General features: G+C 45.7%; 18 protein-coding genes and 1 tRNA gene. 7 read left to right on the forward strand and 12 right to left on the reverse strand.

All coding sequences use genetic code 11. The features are described 5' to 3' along the window. Positions 1-181: 181 nt before the first annotated feature. The 11 genes from HOO90_RS02295 to HOO90_RS02345 all read right to left on the reverse strand — a co-directional run bounded on the left by HOO90_RS02295 (position 182) and on the right by HOO90_RS02345 (position 11,090). Positions 182-258: transfer RNA gene (locus HOO90_RS02295), tRNA-Met, on the reverse strand. A gap of 151 nt (positions 259-409) precedes the next feature. Further along, positions 410-1,177 (reverse strand): 3-deoxy-manno-octulosonate cytidylyltransferase, encoded by a 768-nt coding sequence (gene kdsB / locus HOO90_RS02300; protein ID WP_292839061.1) that lies wholly within the window; start codon positions 1,175-1,177, stop codon positions 410-412. Continuing rightward, a complete protein-coding gene (locus HOO90_RS02305; protein WP_292839062.1) occupies positions 1,167-1,358 on the reverse strand; it encodes a Trm112 family protein in 192 nt (63 codons plus the stop codon). The genes kdsB and HOO90_RS02305 overlap by 11 nt, the downstream gene beginning before the upstream one ends. Before the next feature lie 10 nt (positions 1,359-1,368). Beyond that, on the reverse strand, positions 1,369-2,394 hold the full coding sequence (gene lpxK / locus HOO90_RS02310) for a tetraacyldisaccharide 4'-kinase (RefSeq protein ID WP_292839064.1): 1,026 nt from the start codon (positions 2,392-2,394) through the stop codon (positions 1,369-1,371). Positions 2,395-2,425: 31 nt separating this feature from the next. Further along, a complete protein-coding gene (gene msbA, locus HOO90_RS02315) occupies positions 2,426-4,180 on the reverse strand; it encodes a lipid A export permease/ATP-binding protein MsbA (protein WP_292839066.1) in 1,755 nt (584 codons plus the stop codon). Positions 4,181-4,294: 114 nt separating this feature from the next. Next, a complete protein-coding gene (locus tag HOO90_RS02320) occupies positions 4,295-4,711 on the reverse strand; it encodes a biopolymer transporter ExbD (RefSeq protein ID WP_292839068.1) in 417 nt (138 codons plus the stop codon). A gap of 158 nt (positions 4,712-4,869) precedes the next feature. After that, on the reverse strand, positions 4,870-5,475 hold the full coding sequence (locus HOO90_RS02325) for a MotA/TolQ/ExbB proton channel family protein (RefSeq protein ID WP_292839070.1): 606 nt from the start codon (positions 5,473-5,475) through the stop codon (positions 4,870-4,872). Between the two features lie 145 nt (positions 5,476-5,620). Then, positions 5,621-8,038: a DNA internalization-related competence protein ComEC/Rec2 gene (locus HOO90_RS02330; RefSeq protein ID WP_292839072.1), complete on the reverse strand. Its 2,418-nt coding sequence runs from the start codon at positions 8,036-8,038 to the stop codon at positions 5,621-5,623. A 16-nt stretch (positions 8,039-8,054) separates the two neighbouring features. Beyond that, complete coding sequence (gene lolD / locus HOO90_RS02335; RefSeq protein WP_292839074.1) at positions 8,055-8,741, reverse strand: lipoprotein-releasing ABC transporter ATP-binding protein LolD; 687 nt, start codon at positions 8,739-8,741, stop codon at positions 8,055-8,057. Continuing rightward, entirely contained in the window at positions 8,734-9,969 is a 1,236-nt protein-coding gene (locus HOO90_RS02340) for a lipoprotein-releasing ABC transporter permease subunit (protein ID WP_292839132.1), read from the reverse strand. The genes lolD and HOO90_RS02340 overlap by 8 nt, the downstream gene beginning before the upstream one ends. Before the next feature lie 371 nt (positions 9,970-10,340). After that, positions 10,341-11,090 (reverse strand): HAD family hydrolase, encoded by a 750-nt coding sequence (locus tag HOO90_RS02345; RefSeq protein ID WP_292839134.1) that lies wholly within the window; start codon positions 11,088-11,090, stop codon positions 10,341-10,343. A gap of 113 nt (positions 11,091-11,203) precedes the next feature. On the opposite strand from HOO90_RS02345, the gene HOO90_RS02350 reads away from it, so the two are divergent. Genes HOO90_RS02350 through HOO90_RS02380 form a run of 7 tightly spaced genes read left to right on the forward strand, consistent with a single transcriptional unit; the run spans position 11,204 to position 16,881 of the window. Beyond that, positions 11,204-11,800, forward strand: coding sequence for a riboflavin synthase (locus HOO90_RS02350; protein WP_292839076.1), 597 nt, complete (start codon positions 11,204-11,206; stop codon positions 11,798-11,800). Between the two features lie 26 nt (positions 11,801-11,826). Further along, positions 11,827-12,933: a bifunctional 3,4-dihydroxy-2-butanone-4-phosphate synthase/GTP cyclohydrolase II gene (gene ribBA / locus HOO90_RS02355; RefSeq protein ID WP_292839078.1), complete on the forward strand. Its 1,107-nt coding sequence runs from the start codon at positions 11,827-11,829 to the stop codon at positions 12,931-12,933. Positions 12,934-12,960: 27 nt separating this feature from the next. Then, positions 12,961-13,545, forward strand: a complete 585-nt coding sequence (locus tag HOO90_RS02360) for a YqgE/AlgH family protein (protein WP_292839080.1) — start codon at positions 12,961-12,963, stop codon at positions 13,543-13,545. Continuing rightward, positions 13,545-14,039 carry a Holliday junction resolvase RuvX gene (gene ruvX, locus HOO90_RS02365; RefSeq protein WP_292839082.1) on the forward strand — a complete coding sequence of 165 codons (495 nt, stop codon included), beginning with the start codon at positions 13,545-13,547 and terminating at the stop codon, positions 14,037-14,039. Before HOO90_RS02360 ends, ruvX begins: the two co-directional genes overlap by 1 nt. A 39-nt stretch (positions 14,040-14,078) precedes the next feature. After that, positions 14,079-14,651: a bifunctional pyr operon transcriptional regulator/uracil phosphoribosyltransferase PyrR gene (pyrR, locus tag HOO90_RS02370; RefSeq protein ID WP_292839084.1), complete on the forward strand. Its 573-nt coding sequence runs from the start codon at positions 14,079-14,081 to the stop codon at positions 14,649-14,651. Continuing rightward, positions 14,648-15,610 carry an aspartate carbamoyltransferase catalytic subunit gene (locus HOO90_RS02375; RefSeq protein ID WP_292839086.1) on the forward strand — a complete coding sequence of 321 codons (963 nt, stop codon included), beginning with the start codon at positions 14,648-14,650 and terminating at the stop codon, positions 15,608-15,610. The genes pyrR and HOO90_RS02375 overlap by 4 nt, the downstream gene beginning before the upstream one ends. Then, on the forward strand, positions 15,607-16,881 hold the full coding sequence (locus tag HOO90_RS02380) for a dihydroorotase (RefSeq protein ID WP_292839088.1): 1,275 nt from the start codon (positions 15,607-15,609) through the stop codon (positions 16,879-16,881). The genes HOO90_RS02375 and HOO90_RS02380 overlap by 4 nt, the downstream gene beginning before the upstream one ends. 156 nt (positions 16,882-17,037) lie before the next feature. Here the strand turns inward: HOO90_RS02380 and HOO90_RS02385 are convergent, their stop codons facing one another. Continuing rightward, entirely contained in the window at positions 17,038-18,174 is a 1,137-nt protein-coding gene (locus HOO90_RS02385; protein WP_292839090.1) for a PilT/PilU family type 4a pilus ATPase, read from the reverse strand. Between the last annotated feature and the right edge of the window lie 40 nt (positions 18,175-18,214).

Here is an 18,214-nt window from a genome sequence, read left to right on the forward strand (position 1 = left end):
ACACTTATCAGTTGTTATTTTGTTAAAGAACAGTGTCGAAAATTAGCTTCCTTTTTCAACTTCTCAATAACGCTTTGCGTTAACGAGGTGCGCATTATACAGAGCTTTTAAAGCTCGTCAATACTAAATTTGATTTGATCCATATTTATTATTGAATGCATCTGCGTACAGATAAAATCTTTGGTTGCGGGAACAGGATTTGAACCTGTGACCTTCGGGTTATGAGCCCGACGAGCTGCCAGACTGCTCCATCCCGCGTCCGATTCGACTTACTGTTGCGTCGAGAGGTGGGACTATAGCAAACTTAGCCTTTTATCGCAAGAACTATTGCGTTTTTTATTTATAAAAGCTGTAGATTACGTCTTGAACTTCAGTAGAATTAAGGCATCAGCGGCATTGAAGTGCCCCTTTAACGCATCACGTTGCGCACGTAATCAAGATCTTCCTGTGTATCTACTCCAGCCGCAGGTGCATTATGCGAAATTGACACGGCTATCTTGTAGCCATGGTGCAACACGCGAAGTTGTTCCAAACATTCAATCTGCTCAATCTCACTTGGCTGCATCGTCGCATACTGCTTAAGAAATCTCGCTCGATAAGCATAAATGCCAACATGGCGATATGCCGGCAAGTTTAACGGAAGCTCTAGCTCTATAGCAAAAGCATCTCTTGGATAGGGGATAGGCGCTCGACTAAAATAAAGTGCATTCCCCTTTGCATCCAATACCACCTTAACGACATTGGGGTTTAAAAAATCCACTTTATTGGTGATCGCATGACAGGCTGTTGCCATCACAGCTTCACTATTGGCACTTAATGTGGTGGCTACTTCAACAATCAGTGAAGCTTCGATCAGAGGCTCATCGCCTTGAACATTAACAATAATGGCGTCATCTGGCCAATTTTTCAGCAATGCCACTTCGGCGATACGATCCGTTCCACTGGCATGATTCGGCTTTGTCATTACGCCTTGATGACCATACTGCTGAATCGCCTCTAAAATTCGTGTGTCATCTGTGGCAACAACAACGGCTTTAGCTCCACTTTGCTTTGCGCGCTCGGCCACCCATACCACCATGGGTTTTCCTGCAATATCCAGTAAAGGCTTGCCGGGCAACCTAGTGCTGGCGTAACGCGCCGGAATTACTACATAAAACTCAGGGGTACTAAGCTTCAAGTTGCGCAACTTCAGCTTCTGTTAACTTGCGCGCCTCTTCCTCTAGCATCACTGGGATACCATCTTTAATTGGATAAGCCAACTGTGCCGACTTGGAAATAAGCTCATTTGTCGGCTTATTATATATGAGTGGGCCTTTCGTTACTGGGCACACTAGAATTTGTAGAAGTTTGTTATCCATAATTGAACTCTCAGTGATTCATTCTCAGTTTTTGCAAAATATGTGCCGTTAACGACTGCCCTGACGGTTTATCTAATACGGCCGTCACTGGCAAATACCAAGCATCGACTGCATTTAACATCTGACATTTTACGGCATCTTTTTCTGTCATTAATAGTGTTTTATTAGCGAACTGCAGCAAATCCTGCTCAGTAAACACATGGTGGTCTGCAAATATCTTACGTTCGAATTGTAAGCCCAAGCCTATAAGTTGATTAAAAAAGCGCTCTGGATTGCCAATGCCAGCAATAGCGACCAAGGGCTTATCTCTAAAATAATCGACCGATTTAATTTGCTTGATTCCACTTATATTTTCAAAGGCGTCACCTTGCAAACGCATGCTAAATATAGGTGGCAGCAGTTTTTCTGTAATATTAAAATTACGCACGTCTGCACTACCACTATTCACCAAGGCATCAACACCTTGTAGCCGCGTAACTTTCTCACGCAATGGTCCTGCTGGCAGTAAAAGTTGATTTCCAAACTGCAAGTCAGAATTAATCAGGGCAATTTCAAAATCACGCTGCAAACGATAATGCTGCAAACCGTCATCGCTCACGAGGATATTACATTCAGGATGCGCGCTTAACAAAGCCCTGCCAGCGGCCACACGGTTAGCGCCAACAAACATGGGGCTAGCTGTTCGCCTTGCAATTAACACTGGCTCATCGCCGACTTCTGATGGATGACTATTTACAAATACTTCTGCAATATTTTTGTAGCCGCCACCATAGCCTCGACTAACCACGCCCGGAGTATAGCCTTGCTTTTTTAACTGCTCGACTATCCAGATAACTAAAGGTGTTTTACCCGTGCCTCCAACATTAATATTTCCTACGATAATTACCGGAACAGGCAGGCGATAGCTTTTAAATAGCCCGAGTCTATAGAGTGCTCGTCTAAGGCAAGTTAAACCTGCAAAGACCCACGACAGCGGTAGCAACAAAATATGCAATGGCGTGTAGCAAAGCCACTGTTTTTGTAGCCAATTACTCATGCGATTTCAACCCAAGCATACCAGAAAGAAATTAACCAAATTGCTTCTGGTATAACTTAGCATAATGACCATCGATAGCAATTAATGCTGCGTGAGACCCACTCTCGACAATCTTACCTTGCTCCATCACCATAATGCGATCTGCATTTTCAATTGTACTGAGTCGATGTGCAATCACGATGCTGGTTCGGTTTTGCATCAAAGCATCCAAAGCGGCTTGCACATGCTGCTCTGATTCAGTATCCAGCGCGGATGTTGCTTCATCCAGCAACAAGATGGGAGCATCTTTCAAAATGGCACGTGCTATAGCAATGCGTTGTCGCTGCCCACCAGACAGCCGAACACCACGATCGCCAATTTCATTTTGCAGCCCATTGGGTAGTTGCTGAATGAATTCCCAAGCATGGGCGGCTTTTGCTGCTGCAATCACTTCTTGTTCCGTGGCATTTCTTAATACGCCATAAGCAATATTATTAAACACTGTGTCATTAAACAGCACGATATCTTGGCTGACTAAAGCAAATTGCTCACGTAAGTTACTTAATCGCAAGTCCCGAATATCCACACCATCAAGAAATATAGCACCTTGCTGCAACGCATAAAACCTTGGCAGCAAGTTCACCAACGTGGTCTTACCACCACCTGAACGGCCGACCAAGGCTACTTTTTCACCAGGCATAATCTTAAAACTTAGGTTATCAAGCGCTACACCACTAGCACTTTCGTAACGCAAAGTGACGTTTCTAAATTCAATTTCACCCTTTGCGCGTCCTATTTCAATGATACCCGCATCGACCTCAGGGCTTGCATCCATTACCTCAAAAATGCTTTGTGCCGCAGCCAATCCCACTTGAAAATCCTCATTGGCCGCTGCGATATGTTTTATCGGTGAAATTAACATCAGTAAAGCGCCTACAAAGGCGGCGAACTCGCCCACGGAAAAACTACCCATGGCGTAATAAATCACCAAGGCTAGCGCCAACGCAGCAAATATCTCAACAACAAAACTACTCAAACCCGCGATACGGGTTAAACGCAACTCAATACGACGATTATTCGTCGTGATTTCGGAAAAACGCTGATATTCGAAATCCTGTGCGCCAAAAATCTTAACAATACGTTGCCCACTAATCGCCTCTTCCGCAGATTTAGTCATTTCGCCCATGCTATGTTGCACCCCTTTTGCATTGGACTTAAGTTTAGGCGTAATTTTTTTTAAATACAGAGTAACCAAAGGCAAAATGCTGGCAAACACCAAAGTGAGACGCCAATCCAAGTAAAACATATACGCAATCAGCCCAACTACTGTCAAAATGTCACGTAATACATTCATCCAAGTGCGCGTAGTCGCAACTGAAAGACGCTCAACATCGTAGGTAAATTTTGACACCAACGCTCCTGCCGAGCGTGCATCAAAATAATGCACTGGCAACAACATTAATCGACTGAACATTTCCTTGCGAAAGTCCTCCACTACCCGTCGAGCGACAACACGCATGGAATAAACAGAAACATAGCCAGCGATACCGCGTACCAACATTAATCCAAATAACATTAGCGGCAACAACACATTTTGATTCGCCACTTTTTTAACAAACCCCTCATCAGTGATTTGTTTTATCAACGCCAGAAAACCAGTATTACTGGCTGACAAGATCACGAGTGAGAGAATACTGGTAAGAAATACATACTTATAACGCCAGGCATGACGAAGCAAACGCAAATACAATTCTTTTGCATTTGAAATTTCAGGAAGTTTTTCTTTATTACGTCTTACTTTTGCCATCGTGGGTGTTTGCCATAGGTTTAGGATTGATGGTCGCCAAGACGTCGCTAAGACCTAGCGCCAGCGAAGAAAGTCGGGGCTAAAAATACTATTAAAAAAATCAGATATAAGAACTTATTGGCCAGACTGTGTCGCAAAGGTAATGTGCGTATAACCTGCTACACGCGAGGCTTCCATCACATCAATAACAGACTGGTGTGTCGCTTTTGCATCTGCATTGATAATAATGGTTGGTTCTTTTCCACCACTGGCTGCAGCTTGTAAAGCTGCGCCAATTCCTGCAACGGATGAATCAGCCAAACCTTTGCCGTTTACTATATATTTTCCGTTGGCATCTACGCCCACTTCAATGGTCAAGGGTTTTTCTTGCGGGGTATTGGCTTCCGCGGTAGGCAGATTAATCTGCAACTCACTGGTGCGTGAAAAAGTAGCGCTCACCACCAAGAAAATAATAATCACCAACAGCACGTCAATTAGCGGCACGAGATTCATCTCAAGCTCTTCATGGCGCTTTCCACGTTGAAAATTCATATTAAAATCCTTTAACTAAATTCAATTCAAATGACCTGAAGACAAGGCACTTTTATGCAAACAGTACGCCCAGCAATTTAATTAACTAACATAACAATTAATATAATACGGCGAATAAAAGTAACGCCGCATTTGTGTCATTTCAATCGAATTAAAATTTACTTACGTTCGCCGTGAATAATTTCCACCAACTTAATCGCTTGTTGCTCCATATCCACCAGCAAACCATCTACTTTTGAGCGGAAATATCGGTAAGCAATCATCGCGGGCACCGCCACCACAATCCCCGCCGCCGTGTTATACAGCGCCACAGAAATGCCACGGGCAAACTGCGCAATATCGTGACCAGTATTAGTAAAGGCCCCGAACAACTCCACCATACCAATCACCGTACCGAGCAAGCCTAGCAAAGGTGCCACGGTTGCGATTGTGCCTAAAGTAGAAAGATACCGTTCGAGCTTATGTGCAACAGCGCGACCTGATTCCTCAATCGCCTCTTTGGTGACTTCACGCGAGTTTTTTGAATTCGCCAAGGCACTGGCAAACACTTGTCCTAAAGGCGAATGTTGTTCTAACTTGCCAATTGTTTCTTTTGTAACCCCGCCTTTAGCAAGCCAAGCTTGCAATTCAGGTAAAAGATTTTGTGGTGTTACGATATTTTCACGAAGCGCAATAGCACGCTCACCGATAATCGCCAACGCTACCACTGACGCGAAAATAAGCGGCCAAATTGGCCAGCCTGCTGCTAAAATAATTTGCCACACAGTGCAACTCCCTAAATTTCAAAATAGCAATTAATGATTCGTCTGACTTACTGGAATCTATCTTTGCGATACTTTAGCCTTTCGCCCGCATTTGGGCAAGCTGCAACTGCATAACATTCGCAAATGCAACCCACTATTAGCCAATTTAATCTGCGGCAAAAGTATCATGCCAGTAACGCTGATATTGCCTACGCCAGCTCACCATCTGTATATTATTTTTTACAAAAAACATCACCAAGGCACCTTGGTAATCCGAGCGATAGCGATGGCTATTTTCTGCTTGATAGCGCGCCAATACTTCTGGCTTAGGGTGTTTGTAGCGGTTTAAATAGCCAGAGGTAAAGACGCTCAAGCTAGGTGCCACTGCTGCAATAAACTCTGCCGTCGAGGAAGTTTTGCTACCGTGATGCGGCACAATTAACACGTCGCTTTTCAATCCATCTGCATCCGCTTCCAGCAAGGCATATTCAGCTTCTTTTTCAATATCCCCTGTAAGTAACAGACTGCCGAATTCACTAGTCACTTTTAACACACAACTACGATTATTATCCTTAAGTTTTAAATCATCATAACTTTCTATGCTTGGGTGTAGTACTTCGAATAGCACTCCGTCCCACAACCAACTTTGACCAGCGTAACATTGCATCTTTTCCAAAGTCGCTGGCGTTTCAATCGTCTCTGGTAAAGAGCTGTTCAGCCAATCAACAGGCATTATAGCTAGCACAGAAGTCATTCCTCCGCTGTGGTCAATATCATTATGGCTTACCATAAGGCCATCTAATTTACCTATACCCTCACCTCGCAAATACGGGATTACAATGCGGCTGCCTGCATCGCTTTGCGCGTTAAATTTAGGGCCAGCATCATAAAGTAAGGTATGTTTAGCTGTTTGTACCACTACGCTCAAGCCTTGCCCGACATCCAGCACAGTGACTTTCATCTCGCCCGAAGCTGGTAGAGCGGGCACAATGACTAGCATTGGCAAAAAACCAACAACACCCAACCAGCGCATCGGAAAACCACGTGGCAGTAGCAACCACAGCACACCTAACAAAGCCGGAAAAAGCGTCCAAATAGCAGGCGAATGCTGTTGCCAGTTGGCGATGGGCAATTGATTCAAACTATTCAACCCCCACATACATGCTTGCAAAACCCAATACGACAGGTGCAACAACCAATCGATTGATAAAAAACTCCCCAGTAGTGCCAGTGGGGTCACAACAAAACTAATCAAAGGAATTGCAAATGCATTGGCGATTGGCGAAATAAGCGACGCTTGATTAAACATAATCAACAACAGGGGAAACATACCAATAGTCACCGCCCATTGCGTCACTAGCGCCGACTTAACCCAGCGAACTTGACCGATACGGCCGTTAAAAACATAAGCCAGTAGCGCGACTGCTCCAAATGACAGCCAAAATCCTGGTGCATTCACCGCCCAAGGATCAATCAACACCACAACAAATAGTGCCAATGACAGCACCTGTGCAATCACCAATTGCGGCGCTGTCCAAAGCGCAATGGCAAATACGATCAACATGTAAACCGTGCGCTGTGTAGGAACAGAAAATCCAGCAATCAGCGCATACGCCAGAGCCACCAAGACACCCGCCAACGTTGCCGCTTTGCGTGCTGGCAATTGCATCATCAGTTTAGGGCTACGCCGCCAAAAACAATTCACCAAAGCAAAAGCCAACCCTGCAAGCATGGTGATATGCAGACCTGAGATTGACATCAAATGTGAGGTTCCTGTGCGCATAAACACCTGCCAGTCATTTGTGCTTATTTGACTATCATCGCCCATAACCAGTGCTTGAATTACGCCACTATAGGGTTTGTCCACTAGCACTCGTAATATGCGCTGCTGGGTAAGCTCACGCAAATGCTCAACAATGTAACTAGGGCGCCAAACCAAGTTATCTAGCATCTTAAATTCGGCCTTGGTCTTAATGCTGCCTGTGGCGCGAATATTTTCGCTCAGCGCCCACGATTCAAAATCAAACCCATGCGGATTCACCGTGCCATGCGGACGCTTTAAACGCACCGACAAGCGCCAGCGCTCGCCCGCGTGAAACGGGCTAAAAATTGCGGCATCTGACTCAGCATCCTCAAAAACTGCCTCGTTAGCCTGTTTGTACAAAGGATTCACAACATAATGATTGAGACTAATGTGACGCGGCACAACGGCCGCTTGTGTGATGATTTTTTCGATATCAAATTTAAATCGCGCACCACGCTCCGTCAGTTCAGGCACGCTTGCCACCACTCCTTCAATGACAATGGTTTTTTGCTCCCAAGCATGCGGCAGGTCATCCTGCATTCTCCACCAGGCTATACTGCTCGCCCAACTGAAGCCCACTAAAAAAGCGGCCAAGCTGAGCAAGCCCACCTGCAAAAACTTTGGCTGACGAAATACTCTAAAAAACGATGGTATTAAGCCTAAAGCAACAAGAGAAATAGCTAAAAAAGCGGCGCAAATCAGCCAAGTAACACTAGGCAACTGAGGCAGTTGCTGCACAACCCAGGCACCAAAAACAAATATCAGTGCAACAAGAATCATCCGCTAAGGCTTAAGTTTAAAGTGGCTGTAACTTACCATCGACCAGCCGATATTGACGTTGCATCTTTTTGGCCAATTCTAAATCGTGCGTAACCACCACCAAACTACGTTGCTGGGTTTGATTCACTTCCAGCAGCAAGTCAAACACGGCATGCGCGGTATGGCGGTCCAGATTACCAGTCGGTTCATCGGCCAAAATGCATTGTGGCTGCGTTACCAACGCCCGCGCTACAGCTGCGCGTTGACGCTCACCGCCAGACAGTTCGCCGGGCATGTGTTCAAGCCGATGCGCAAGGCTCACTTTAGCTAATGTTTCAGCCGCTAGTGTAAGGGCTTGCCCACGCGGCATGCGGCGAATCAGCAAGGGCATCGCTACATTTTCTAATGCAGTGAATTCAGGTAATAAATGATGAAACTGATAAACAAAGCCCAGTGACTGGTTACGCAAGAGGCCTTTATTGGTCTCGCTCAACTTCACAATATTGCGATCCAAAATGCGCACTTCACCACTAGTAGGTGCATCCAAGCCACCCAGCAAATGCAGCAAGGTGCTTTTGCCCGACCCTGAAGTGCCGACAATCGCAATTTGCTCACCTGCATTTACCGTCAAGTCAATGCCGTTAAGCACCGCAACTTCTAAACCATGATAGGTTTTGTGTAGATTTTGGCAGGAGACAATACTTTTAGAGGCTGAGTTATTCATAGCGTAAAGCCTCGGCAGGGTTTATTTTACTTGCGCGCCAGCTAGGATAAAGTGTGGCGAACAAGCTTAAGATAAAGGACACAATCACTATCGTAATCACATCCAACCAAACCAGTTCAGAAGGTACCTCGCTAATTTGGTAGACATCTTTTTCTAAAAACTGAACATGAAACAAGCCTTCAATAAATGGAATAATCACATCAATATTTAACGCGATAAGAATGCCAAAAAATGCGCCAAGAATAGTACCAATCATGCCGATCAACGCGCCCTGCACGATGAAAATCAACATAATACTGCCTGGGCTGGCGCCAAAGGTACGCATAATCGCTATGTCAGCGCGCTTGTCCGTCACCGCCATTACCAGTGTAGACACGATATTAAACGCCGCTACCGCCACGATGAGCGTGAGGATAATAAACATCACGCGTTTTTCCATTTTAATGGCTTTAAAAAGATTACTTTGTTGCTGCGTCCAATCAAAAGCGTAATAAGTGCCGTTGGGATTCGGCGGATTATTCAGCGAAGCCGAATATTCCTGCGCCACTTGCGGCGCAATAAATAAATCATCCAACTTTAAACGCACCCCAGAAACCGCATCGCCCATGCGATATAGCTTGGCGGCATCTTCCATGTGTATCAGAGCCAGCCCCGCATCGTATTGCTGCATACCCGCCTGAAACAACCCAACCACGGTAAATTGTTTCAAGCGCGGCACCACGCCTGTCGGCGTAAACTGCCCCTGTGGCGCCATCACAACAACTTTATCGCCCATTTGCGCGCCTAAGTTGTAGGCTAAATCTGCCCCCAAAATAATGCCAAACTCACCTGCGCGTAAGTCATTTAGATTGCCGACTTTCATGTTTTTGCCCAAGTCAGCCACTTTATCTTCTGCCGCTGGCAAAATACCGCGAATAATCGCCCCTTGCACGCCTTGCCCATAGCTCAGCATCGCCTGCGCCGTGATATAAGGCGCACTTGCTAGCACATGTTCACGCTTAAACGAAGATTCGTAAATGGTTCGCCAATCCTCCAGTAAGTTATTGGTGCCTGTGATTTCCACATGCGATGCCACGCCCAAAATGCGCGCCCGCAAATCTTTCTGAAAACCATTCATCACCGATAGCACAACAATTAATGCCGCAACCCCAAGCGCAATACCAATCATACTGGTGAGTGAAATAAATGAAATAAAATGGTTATTTCGCTTTGCCCGCGTGTAGCGCATGCCAACAAAGAGTTCATAACCGACCAGATTGGAAATTCCTGATTCAAGATACAAGGCATGCAGGAACGATTTTATTTTTTTCAACATAGGCTAAATTCTAACAGGGTTAGCGATTTGCTTAAAAACTTAATTCCGTGTGAAGTTATTGCGCTTAAAACTAATGTGTTCATGCAAAACGATATTTAAGAAATTTATAGTCAATATTTCGAAACATACTCGGCTACGTACCAACTTGTGCAGAAACATACAAAAACGATGCCCTGCAAGCCCCATGGATATTGGTTCGCAGGGCATCGGTTCCTAAAAGCTATCTATCCAAAAAATCCATCGTTTAAATTAGAGCAAGCTCTCATTACTCAATATCAAAGGTTTTAAAGTTTGGCCAAGCCCAACAAGCTTAGATAGCGTTCACGATACAAACTGCCATGCAATACTTGGCAAGGGTTTTCTGGCTCGCCAAGGTCACTCAACACCAATGCTGCTCCAGTAAAATCGTGGTTCACTGTGTAGTCATTGATGGTTATCACTGTTTTTATACCAGCGCCTAGGCTTGATTTCAAACCATTTTCCGAATCTTCAAAAGCAAGGCACTCATCCGCGCTAAGTTGCAACTTTTTTAGTGCACACAAGTAAATATCCGGTGCAGGTTTTTTGGCGGGGACAATATCGCCCGCCGCTATTACTTCAAACCAGTTGAGTGAATCTTCACCTAAAGTATAGTTTAGTAGCGCCGTCACGTTTTCGGGTGTTGTGGTGGTTGCAATTGCCAGCTTTAAGCCTGCTTCTTTGGCTTCCTGTAACAAACGCTTCACACCAGGCCGCAAGGGGATTTTTCCAGTGGCTAATAATTCAGTATAAATACGCGTTTTCGCTTGGTGCAATTCAGCAATCATATCAGCAAGATTTACGTCATTTTTCAGTGCTGGCTTGTAGCGCTCAATAAAAAATCGAATGCGCTCTTTACCGCCCGTAACGGCAAGCAATTCACCATAAAGCGCCACATCCCAACGCCAATCCAAACCAGTCTGTTTAAACGCTTGGTTAAAGGCAGGCCGATGCCCATCGCGTTCGGTATCTGAGAGTGTGCCATCCACATCAAAAATGAGTGCTTTAATCACAATTATCCTAACGACGAATCGAATTTTTAAGTTAGCAAAGTATGTCGCAACATTTCACCTTACGTCAATCAGCATATTGCCACCAAGTCACGCAACAAGTCTGATAAAATTACGCCATGTTTACTGGCATCATACAGACCATAGGTCAAATCGAGTGCGTTAGCCCCTTGGGGGAAGACGTTAAACTCAACATCAATTGCGCAGGCCTTGGCATGCAAGACGTTAAAACTGGCGATAGCATCGCTGTTAATGGCGTTTGCCTGACGGCAGTGAATTTCAACAACACGCATTTTGAAGCGCACGTGTCGAAAGAAACTTTATCTGTAACCGCGGGTTTAAATAAACCACAAGCGGTCAACCTAGAAAAAGCCTTACGGCTGAACGATAGGCTGGGCGGCCATTTGGTGAGCGGTCATGTAGATGGCGTGGGCGAAGTAGTACTTTTTGAAGCATTAGGTGATTGCTGGAAATTAGACATACGCGCGCCGCATGCCATTTCAAAATACATCGCGGTGAAGGGTTCAATCGGCGTCAATGGCGTTAGCCTAACCGTCAACACCATTACGGCAGATGTATTCAGCATTAACTTAATTCCACACACGCTTGAAAATACCACCTTAAATTTATTGCAAGCAGGCAGTTTGGTGAATCTGGAAGTTGACCAAATCGCCCGCTACGTGGAGCGCATGACGCTTTGGGCGCAAGAATACTAACAAACTATAGGATAAAAAATAATAAAGTGACTATAAGCAGCGCAAAAGAAATTATTGAAGAAATCAAACATGGCCGTATGGTGGTGTTGGTGGACGACGAAAACCGCGAAAACGAAGGTGATTTAGTCTTAGCCGCCGAGTTTGCAACGGCTGAACATATCAACTTTATGGCGAAATATGGGCGTGGCTTGATTTGCTTAACACTGACCGAAGCACGTTGCCACCAGCTAAACCTGACTAAAATGGTACAGCAGAATGGTGCGCGCATGGGCACCAATTTTACTGTTTCGATTGAGGCGGCTGAAGGTGTTACTACCGGCATCTCCGCGGCAGACCGTGCCCGTACTGTGCAAGCGGCGGTTGCCAAAAATGTTAAGCCACAAGACATTGTCAGCCCAGGGCATATTTTCCCCCTTGCTGCGATGGATGGCGGTGTATTAGTACGCGCTGGCCACACCGAAGCGGGCTGTGATTTAGCGCAACTTGCTGGGCTTGAACCCGCCAGTGTTATTTGTGAGATTCTTAAAGATGACGGCAGCATGGCGCGCGTGCCTGATTTAAAACTATTTGCCGCTGAACATGGTTTAAAAATCGGCACGATTGCAGATTTGATTCAACATCGCGCGCAAACTGAACGCTTGGTTGAACGTGCTGCCGAGCGCACGATACAAACACCTTACGGCGAACTAAAATTAATTGCCTATCGCGATAAAATCGCTAAAGAAACCCATCTGGTTTTAATTAAAGGAACACCCTCGCCAGAAAAAGAAACCTTGGTGCGCGTGCATGAGCCACTCTCCATATTTGATTTGCTCGACAGCTCAAGCTGCTCGCATAGCTGGAATACTTTAGAGGCCATGCAAGTAATTGCCAAGGCAGAATCTGGGGTCATTGTGCTATTGCATCAGCAAGAAACAGGCGAAGCAATTATTGAACGCATTCAAGGAGCAGATGAACCAGTGCGCATCAACCAAGAATTGCGTACCTACGGCATCGGTTCCCAAATACTGCTCGATTGCGGCGTAGGTAAAATGAAACTGCTTGCCACCCCCCGCAAAATGCCAAGTATGGCAGGCTTTGGCCTAGAGGTGACAGGCTATTTAGAAGCGCCCAACACCCACGGAATATCGTGATTATAATCAACTTGATATGTTAGAATAATGCCATTGGAAAACATCAATCTCACCGGTCACTTTCTCATCGCGATGCCCGCCATGACAGACCCGTTTTTTGCAAAATCTGTCACCTTTATCTGCACGCACAATCAAGACGGCGCTATGGGAGTGATGATTAACCGGCCGACCGACATCACCTACGACACGATTTTTGAAAAAATCAAAGTAGAGCTACTCAATACGGCGGTTGCAGACCAGCCCGTGCTGTATGGCGGACCAGTACAACCCGAACGCGGTTTTGTGTTGCACGAAACTGCAGCGGGCGAATGGGATAGCACCATCACCATTGCTGAAAACACCGCGCTAACCACTTCAAAAGACATTCTAGAATCCGTTGCGATTGGCTCTGGGCCAGCAAAAATGTTGCTTACCTTGGGTTACGCCGGTTGGACACCAGGCCAACTTGAAGAAGAAATCAAGCAAAACTCCTGGCTATCGGTGCAAGCAAAAGATGTCGCAACGCTGCATAAAATACTCTATGAAACAGATTATGACGAAAAACTCAGCGCAACTTTAGCCTTGTTAGGGGTAGACCCTGCGATGCTTTCTGACGTGGCGGGACACGCCTGATGGTAAAAAATCCCAATATTCTGCCAACTGCACACGGCCAGATTATTGATAATGAAAATGTTTACGATGCAAAAATAGTACTCGCCAGCACCGCGCTGAGTTTTGACTTTGGTGAGCAGCGGATTGGCGTGGCCGTGGGCGAGCATGTTTTAGCGAACGCCAACCCGCTCACCACGATTGATAACGAAAGCAATGAAGTACGCTTTCAGGCGATAAGCAAACTCATTAACGAATGGCAGCCAAAATTACTTATTGTTGGTTTGCCCTTAAGTTTAGACGGGGCGGAGACGAATGTGACGCAGCTTTGCAAAAAGTTTGCCAGGCGGCTTAACGGCCGCTTTAATTTGCCTGTCATACTGATTGATGAGCGTTACAGCTCAGTTGAGGCGAGCGAGCGGCTTAAGCAAACAGGTGTTAAAGGTCGCGCGCAAAAAACCATGCTTGACCAAGTAGCCGCACAAACCATATTGCAGAGTTACTTTGATAGCTTGTAAACTTGAACTTTGGTCATAAAAGATGAGTACATTAAACAAATGAGTTCAAACAACATCAAACCAGCAGATAGCCAACTTGCAAGTGCAGAAGAATTACTCAAAACACTTGCCAAAAAACTTCAACCCTTGCTGCAAGCTAATACCGCCTTAGTCGGCATTCAAAGTGGCGGTGTATGGCTATTGCAAAGACTGCTTGTTTTGCTTGAAAAAGACATAGCAATTCACGCGATTGAACACGGCACGCTGGATGTTTCCTTTTATCGGGATGACTACGAAAAGCGCGGCTTAAAAGCAGAAAATCGCCCGAGTCAAATTCCGTTTGATGTGGACAATAAACACATCATCCTCATTGATGACGTTTTTTATACGGGTCGCACGACCCGCGCCGCCATGAACGAATTGTTCGACTACGGTCGCCCCGCCAGCATTTCACTGGTAGCTCTGGTAAATCGTGGCGGACGTGAATTGCCTATCGTACCGCAAATCACCGCCGCAGATATTGCTTTAGAGGCCACACAAAATCTGCAATTGGTACAAAATTCAGACGGTCACTTAAGTCTAGAATTGCAAAGCCTCCCATTACAATCTTCATCAGGGTCTACACCAGAATGAACAACCCGCAACTCGATACTGACGGCCGTTTACGACACCTGCTTTCCATTGAAGGCTTACCAAAAAAAATATTGAACCAAATATTAGATACCGCCGAATCCTTTGTAGGCGTGGCGGAACGCGAAGTTAAAAAAGTGCCACTGTTACGTGGAAAAACGGTTTGCAACCTGTTTTTTGAGAACAGCACCCGCACCCGCACTACTTTTGAAATCGCCGCAAAACGTCTTTCTGCCGACGTGATTAGCCTGAATGTTAATACTTCATCGCAATCAAAAGGCGAAACAATCTTAGACACTGTAGATAATTTAATTGCCATGCACGCCGACATGTTTGTCGTACGTCATTCGCAATCTGGCGCTGCACACTTTATTGCCAAACACGTACCCAATCATATTCATGTCATTAACGCAGGCGACGGTCGTCACTCGCACCCCACGCAAGGCTTGCTAGATATGTTCACCATTCGCAAATACAAGCCTGACTTGCACAATTTACGCGTAGCGATTGTCGGCGATGTATTGCATTCACGTGTGGCACGCTCCGAAATTCATGCATTAACGACACTTGGCGTGCCAGAAGTACGTGTAATCGCGCCAAAAACACTACTACCAGCCCATGTGGAAAAGCTAGGCGTGCATGTGTTTCACGACCTGCAAGCCGGCTTAAAAGACGTGGACGTGGTAATGATGTTGCGCCTACAGAACGAACGCATGAACGGCGCCATGTTGCCAAGCCCACAGGAATATTTTAAAACCTACGGCCTCACCCAAGAAAAGTTGAATCTGGCAAAACCCGATGCCATCGTGTTGCATCCAGGCCCAATGAACCGTGGCGTTGAAATTGATTCCAGCGTAGCCGATGGCGCGCAATCTGTGATTTTGCCGCAAGTCACCTATGGAATTGCCATTCGTATGGCGGTCATGGCCATGCTTGCGGGTGGGCAAGGAGGTCAAGCATGAAAATTCAAATCAAAAATGGTCGCGTTATTGACCCAAAAAATAATATCGATCGCCAACAAGATATGTATATTGTGGCGGGTAAAATCGTTTCCCTCGGAGCAGCACCAGATGGCTTTGTCGCCAATCAAATCATCGATGCCAGTGGTTTAATTGTAAGCCCCGGCTTGGTGGATTTATCGGCCCGACTGCGCGAACCAGGTAACGAATACAAAGCAACATTAGAAAGTGAATTACAAGCCGCCGTGGCTGGCGGTATCACCAGCCTAGCTTGCCAACCAGACACTAACCCTGTGTTGGATGAACCTGGTTTGGTGGAAATGTTAAAGCACAGAACCAAACAACTTCACCTTGCGCGCGTTTACCCGCTGGGCGCGCTCACGCGCCAATTGCAAGGCAAAGAACTAGCCGAAATGGGCGCACTGCGTGACGCAGGCTGTGTTGGCTACTCACAGGCCAATATTGCGATTACCGACACACAAGTGCTATGGCGCGCTATGGAATACGCCGCGACTTTTGGTTTTACTTTATTTTTACACGCAGAAGAACCCTTTTTGGCCAAAGGTGGGGTTGCGCATGACGGTGAAGTCGCCAGCCGTCTTGGCTTAAAAGGCATCCCAAGCGCAGCGGAAGCACTTGCACTTGCCAGCATCTTACGCATCGCCAAAGAAACCGGCGCACGTGTGCATATTAGCCGCTTATCAACGGCGGAAGGCGTAGAAATGATACGTACTGCTAAAAAACAAAACGGCAACATTAGCTGTGATGTAAGCGCCAATCAATTACACCTGACAGAACACGATATTGCCTATTTTGATACTAATTGCCACTTAAAGCCGCCCTTACGCAGCCAGCGTGATAAAGACGCATTAAGTGCAGGTTTAAAAGACGGGACAATTAACGCGATTTGCTCAGACCACACCCCCGTTGATAACGACGATAAATTAGCCCCTTTTGCCGAAGCGGAAATTGGTGCAACTGGCTTAGAACTCCTATTAGCCCTCACCCTAAAATGGGCGAAACAGGAAAAAATTGAGATTACTTCAGCCATTGCACGTATCAGCACAAACGCTGCAAAAATATTAGGCATACCTGCGGGTGATTTATCGGTGAACAGCCAGGCAGATATCTGCATTTTTGATGCCAACGAATACTGGAAAGTAGAACCCAGCGTATTAACAAGCCAAGGCAAAAACACGCCATTCATTGGGCTGGAAATTGCCGGTAAAGTTAAAACCACTTTAGTGAACGGTCTGGTGGTTTATCAAGCTTAACTTTTTTGTTTGTGGCTCAAACAAGCATTCAGTATTGATTCGCTTAAGCCAAGAATGAGGATTAAGTTTTACTCTTTACAAGTTGAGTAAGTCATCCACCACTTAGTGACTGAAAAATATAGACGGTTCCGTTCTCTGGTATACGATCAGAAAGTTTTATACAATTCCCAAGTTATCCAAACCTATCGATAAATCTTTACCATGCGAAGCCTTGCCATCTAATTTTATCTTCAACCGGATGTCATTCACAGAATCGGCATTTCGCAAGGTATCTTCGTAGGTAATAATATCCGCCTCGTGCAAATCGAAAAGCGCTTGGTCAAAAGTTTGCATGCCTAGTTCACGCGATTTGGCAATAATCGATTTAATTTCATGCACATCACCTTTGAAAATCAAATCAGAAATCAGGGGCGAATTCAGCATCACCTCCATGGCAGCGGCACGGCCCTTGCCTTCTTTTTTCGGGATGAGACGTTGCGAGATAAATGCACGGGTATTTAGCGAAAGATCCATTAGCAGTTGATGCCTGCGCTCTTCTGGAAAGAAGTTGATGATACGGTCTAAGGCCTGATTGGTACTATTGGCGTGTAGTGTTGCCATACATAAGTGACCCGTTTCAGCAAAGGCAATCGCATAATCCATGGTTTCGCGATCGCGAATCTCACCAATCAAAATCACATCTGGTGCCTGACGCAGGGTGTTTTTAAGTGCAATGTGCCAGTTATCGGTATCTACACCGATTTCACGTTGCGTGACTATGCAGTTGATATGCTCGTGCACAAATTCCACAGGGTCTTCAATGGTAATAATATGGCCATAACTGTTTTTATTTCGGTAACCGACCATTGCAGCTAAAGAAGTGGACTTGCCAGAGCCCGTACCGCCGACAAAAATCACCAAGCCGCGCTTAGTCATGGCGATATCTTTAAGCACTTCAGGCAAACCGAGGTCTTCAAACTCTGGAATTTTGGTGGTAATCGTTCTAAATACCAAGCCGACTGAGCCGCGCTGCACAAAGGCATTTACCCGAAAACGCGCAACACTTGGAATACCAATTGCAAAATTACATTCGTTGGTTGCATCAAACTCGGTAGTTTGCTTATCGTTCATAATGGAACGTGAAATTTCACGCGCTTGCTGTGCAGACAGCACCTGACTGCTGACTGGCGTTACTTTTCCATCGATTTTCATCGCGGGTGGAAAGCCTGCAGTGATAAATAAATCCGACGCGTTCTTCGCCAGCATCAACCGTAATAAATCAAATACAAACTTTTCTGCCTGACCTTTTTCCATTATTCACCCTTAACTTGCATTAATTCACTTGCATTAATTC

The sequence above is a fragment of the Methylotenera sp. genome, from assembly GCF_013141425.1.
In the GTDB taxonomy this organism is placed as follows: Bacteria; Pseudomonadota; Gammaproteobacteria; order Burkholderiales; family Methylophilaceae; genus Methylotenera.